Source organism: Parasediminibacterium schistidii (assembly GCF_046546515.1).
In the GTDB taxonomy this organism is placed as follows: Bacteria; Bacteroidota; Bacteroidia; order Chitinophagales; family Chitinophagaceae; genus Parasediminibacterium.
Genome location: NZ_JBKHKJ010000073.1, coordinates 1 through 4050 on the forward strand (window position 1 = coordinate 1; position 4050 = coordinate 4050).

Annotated in this window: 6 protein-coding genes; 5 read left to right on the forward strand and 1 reads right to left on the reverse strand. The window is 36.4% G+C overall.

What is annotated here, in order from left to right; all coding sequences use genetic code 11:
- The 5 genes from ACHFIY_RS19095 to ACHFIY_RS19115 form a co-directional block, all read left to right on the forward strand.
- Positions 1–647: hypothetical protein (locus ACHFIY_RS19095; RefSeq protein WP_410847727.1), on the forward strand; the 647-nt coding region annotated here is incomplete at its 5' end.
- Positions 648–878: 231 nt separating this feature from the next.
- Complete coding sequence (locus ACHFIY_RS19100) at positions 879–1550, forward strand: endonuclease/exonuclease/phosphatase family protein (RefSeq protein WP_410847728.1); 672 nt, start codon at positions 879–881, stop codon at positions 1548–1550.
- 581 nt (positions 1551–2131) lie between these two features.
- Entirely contained in the window at positions 2132–2908 is a 777-nt protein-coding gene (locus tag ACHFIY_RS19105) for a hypothetical protein (RefSeq protein WP_410847729.1), read from the forward strand.
- Positions 2909–3205: 297 nt separating this feature from the next.
- A complete protein-coding gene (locus ACHFIY_RS19110) occupies positions 3206–3553 on the forward strand; it encodes a type II toxin-antitoxin system RelE/ParE family toxin (RefSeq protein ID WP_410847730.1) in 348 nt (115 codons plus the stop codon).
- Positions 3534–3842: a helix-turn-helix domain-containing protein gene (locus ACHFIY_RS19115; RefSeq protein ID WP_410847731.1), complete on the forward strand. Its 309-nt coding sequence runs from the start codon at positions 3534–3536 to the stop codon at positions 3840–3842. The genes ACHFIY_RS19110 and ACHFIY_RS19115 overlap by 20 nt, the downstream gene beginning before the upstream one ends.
- A gap of 18 nt (positions 3843–3860) precedes the next feature.
- On the opposite strand, the gene ACHFIY_RS19120 is transcribed toward ACHFIY_RS19115, so the two are convergent.
- The coding region (locus ACHFIY_RS19120; protein ID WP_410847732.1) for a hypothetical protein at positions 3861–4050 on the reverse strand (190 nt) is incomplete at its 5' end.

The window sequence follows — 4050 nt, forward strand, 5'->3', positions numbered from 1 at the left end:
GTACGCCACTTAACTTGACCATGCAAAATATTTCAATCATCTGCTTCTTAATGACACTTTTTGGTTGTTCAAACAATCAAGCTGATACCGGCAATACTAAAAACGCGACTTCTGCGACCCAGACCTATCCAATAAAACCGCTGCAAATTGACAAAGGTGAAGAAGAAGGTTGGGGTGCAGACATTAGAATTAGCATAATTGAAAAAACTGAAAATGACACTTTAAACATTTATAAAGCAGTTTCCATTTACAACGGACAAGAATTAGGACTTTTGATTTCCGTACCTAAACGCAAAGAGGGTGCAAAGGTATTTGGACAAGGGATTTCATTAAAAAGTATTGGAACAAAAAGCGACTATTTACTTCGGACTTTAAGTCGGCTTTACAAGCAGACCGTTGACACCACAATAACTTTTGCAAAAGACATCAACATAACTTATGTAAACCTGAAGGAATTTGCTAAAGCTGTAGCAGGACAAGAAGGACAATATACTTCAGCAAATGAATACAAATTATTTTTCGAAGGCAAAAGCGATGAGGATTACGCAGAATTATATTTAAATGTCAATCCAACTGACAACTGGATAGAATTACGAGAGAAAGACGAAGAGTATCGACCAATTGTATTACGTTTCCTGCGACAATAAGCGGCGTACAACATCCGTATTTGCGATATGGCTGGCTTGACGGAACACACTCGGCTTTTGTACCTTCTTTAAACTTTTGTTCCGGCTGACCGTACAATATTGGGCAGTAGATTATATATTTGAACTTTAGAGTAGGTATTTGGCTTTAGTTATCGGCTGACCCAGCGCTATTTTCAGCCACTTCCGCAAATACCGACTCGTTAGCGGCAATGACCGTGCACTAGATTCAAAATGAAAATTGCGACTTGGAATATTGAAAGACCTACTCGACACGGACAAAAGGTGACACCTATTGTTGACTATCTAAAAAAGCTAAATGCAGACATTTTAGTTTTAACCGAGACAAATGAATTTATAAATTTAGGGACAGAGTATGAATTATTTCACACAGAAATATTTTCAGGAGATTTCTACAAACCAGGCGACAAACAAGTAAGTATTTTTTCAAAGTATCCCATTGTTAGACACATTCCAACATTCAGAGCAGACACAAGTTTATGTTTGGCAGTAGACACACCGCATGGAGAGTTGGTAGTTTACGGAACTATAATTGGCAATTTTGGTAATGGTGGAGAACAATTTAAACTTGACCTTGAAAAACAATTAACTGATTTTGAAAGTATCGGAAAGACACAAAATTTTTGCATAATAGGCGATTTAAATATTTCATTTTCGGACGACATATATTTCACAAAAAAAGGACGAGAAAAGCTTAGAAATTCATTTGAACAACTTGGAATGAAAATTATGACAGAAGAAATTACTCAAAACATAGACCACATAGTTTTGACAAAAGATTTCACGGCGAATAAAAAAATCATAAGTGGGTTTTGGAATGACACAACAAATAAAGCGACAAGACTAAGCGACCACAAAGGAGTTTTTGTTGAAATATTTGAGTGACCCAAACATCCCCTGCATCTAATATCCATATTTTCTATATGGCTGGACGGAACAACCTTTGATTTTGGTTCTTCTTTAATTTGACCTAAATAGCTTGACTCGACAGCGAAGAACGAAGCGAGTAGACTAGACTGAATTGCAAGACATTTTGTCTTAACCTCAAATGAGCCGGCCTTAGAGCGACCTTAGAGCGACCTTAGAGCGACCTTAGAGCGATCTTAGAGCTACCTTAGAGCGATAGCGTAAAAAGACAAGTCCTATTTGGCTGACAAAACGGCTAAAAATGCAGGAAAGACCGTCCACAGTTGACACACTCCACGGTTGACAAATGCCGCTAACATGGGTATTGCCGCAAGCAGGGCGTGACGGAATAAACTTCATCTTTTTCTTCTTTATATGGCTTTAGTTCCAGCGTGACGTTATATATTTGGCTTATGGAAGAAACATCGGCAATATTGCAATTATTGGGCTTTAGTTCCGGGCTGACCCAGCGCTATGCCCCTGCCTGCAGGCAATACCTTGCTCGTTGGGCGTCAGCTTAGAGTACACAACAATAAAACATAATTCATATTCATAATTCAATGAAATATTTTACATCCAGGCTTTTACTTATCTGTACATTTTTAACTTTAATTTCTAAAGCATCTGGACAAAAAATGGACTCTCTCTCGAAATATTCATACTTTCTATTTGCCCCAACAAACGAAATAGAAATAAATCCAGCTGGACAAAACCAAAATAAATCCAAGATTGCAACGGTTTTCTTTATAAGAAAAAACAATAAGTTATACTTGTTTAGTGCTGCTCATTCAATTATTGGCTTAGACTATGAAGGAAAGTTTGAAAAAAATTTCCCCGACACATTTTATTTACGTTTATATAAACCTAACTCGACAGAAATGTTTGACTTGAAATTTAATCGTAAGCAGCTATTAGGAATAAGTGTTGACTCAGATTATTACAAAACTCATTACGACATTATTTATTTTCCTATGAGATTACCAGATTTCGAGATAAACTCAATTGAAAATTTTATAACTGATAAGGAGTTAATAGATGATGAAGTACCTAATGAAGCTATTGTCTATGGTTTTGCTGCTAAGAATGGTGGAGATATAACGAGTAGTAATATTGATTATAAAACTCTACATCCAGTAAATCTTCATAACAAGTCAACAACATATAATAGTTTTCTAATAAAAAGTGGACAGCCTACTTATGGGTTTTCTGGTTCACCACTATTGTTAAAAACAAAAGACTCTAAAATTATTTTTGGAGGATTGACAGTTGCTGGAACAGAAAAAGTTTTGACCTTTGTACCACAACAAGTAATAAAGAAAATTTTGGAAAAACTATAAAGCCGAACGCCCAACATTAGGTTTGGCATTATTGGGGCTTGATGAATATTGCCTCATCATTTGTTCTTTATTGTGCTTCAGTTCGGGCTTGACGTTATAAATTTGGCTTATGAATAAAACATCAGCAATATTGCAATCATTGGGCTTCGGTTATGGGCTGACGGAATGCTAATTCCCCAACAAACGCCAAGCCTTTTTCGTTAGCGGTCATGCTACCAAAAAAATCCCATCCCTAAACTTTTGGACAAATTTTTAGCGAATAATTTGAAATATTGTCTAATTAGCTAACTTTGTAGCGTGGCAGAGAATTTTAAAAGAAATATAGTCTATTATAAACGCTATTATTTGGACTTTTTTCAAGACCAGACGGAAGTTGTTAAATTAAAGTTCAACTGGACTTTAGGAATTATTGCAACTATGGAGCGAGTGCCAGACAAATTCTTTAAACATATTGAAGATGGGGTTTATGAAGTACGTGTAGAAGTAGGCAGCAATATTTTTCGGGTTTTCAGCTTTTTTGATGAAGGACAACTTATTGTTCTAATTAATGGCTTTAAGAAGAAAACTCAAAAGACACCTAAAAATGAAATCGTATTAGCTAAAAAAATTAAAAAAGAATATTTCGATGAAAAAGCAAAACAATAGCAATCTGACCTCTTTTAACGACCATCTTGACGAACAATATGGAGTAAAAGGCACAGAAACAAGAGAAAATTATGAACAAGGCTTTGAGGCATTTAAACTTGGCGTTCTCATTCAGGAGATGCGTGAAAAGCAAAATTTGACACAAGAGCAACTTGCAGCAAAGTGCGGTACGACAAAATCATACATTTCAAGAATAGAGAACAATGCAAGCGACATACGCCTTTCGACACTTATGCGTATAGTTCGAGAAGGACTTGGCGGGCACCTAAATTTATCTGTAGCCTACTAAGTTTGACCGCACGAACCGCTAACATCCGTATTTGCAATATGGCTGGCTTGAAGGAACACACTCAGCTTTTGCATCTGATTTTAGCTTTTGTTTCGGCAGACCCAACAATATTGGGCAGTGGGTTATATATTTGAACTTTAAGAGCAGGTATTTGTCTTTAGTTATCGGCTGAGCCAGCGCTATTTTCAGCCACATACGCAAATACCGA

What these genes read in the sequence shown, in the direction of transcription:
- ACHFIY_RS19100 (WP_410847728.1), top strand. Translation starts at nt 879, where the DNA reads ATGAAAATTGCGACTTGGAATATTGAAAGACCTACTCGACACGGACAA.
- ACHFIY_RS19105 (WP_410847729.1), top strand. Translation starts at nt 2,132, where the DNA reads ATGAAATATTTTACATCCAGGCTTTTACTTATCTGTACATTTTTAACT.
- ACHFIY_RS19115 (WP_410847731.1), top strand. Translation starts at nt 3,534, where the DNA reads ATGAAAAAGCAAAACAATAGCAATCTGACCTCTTTTAACGACCATCTT.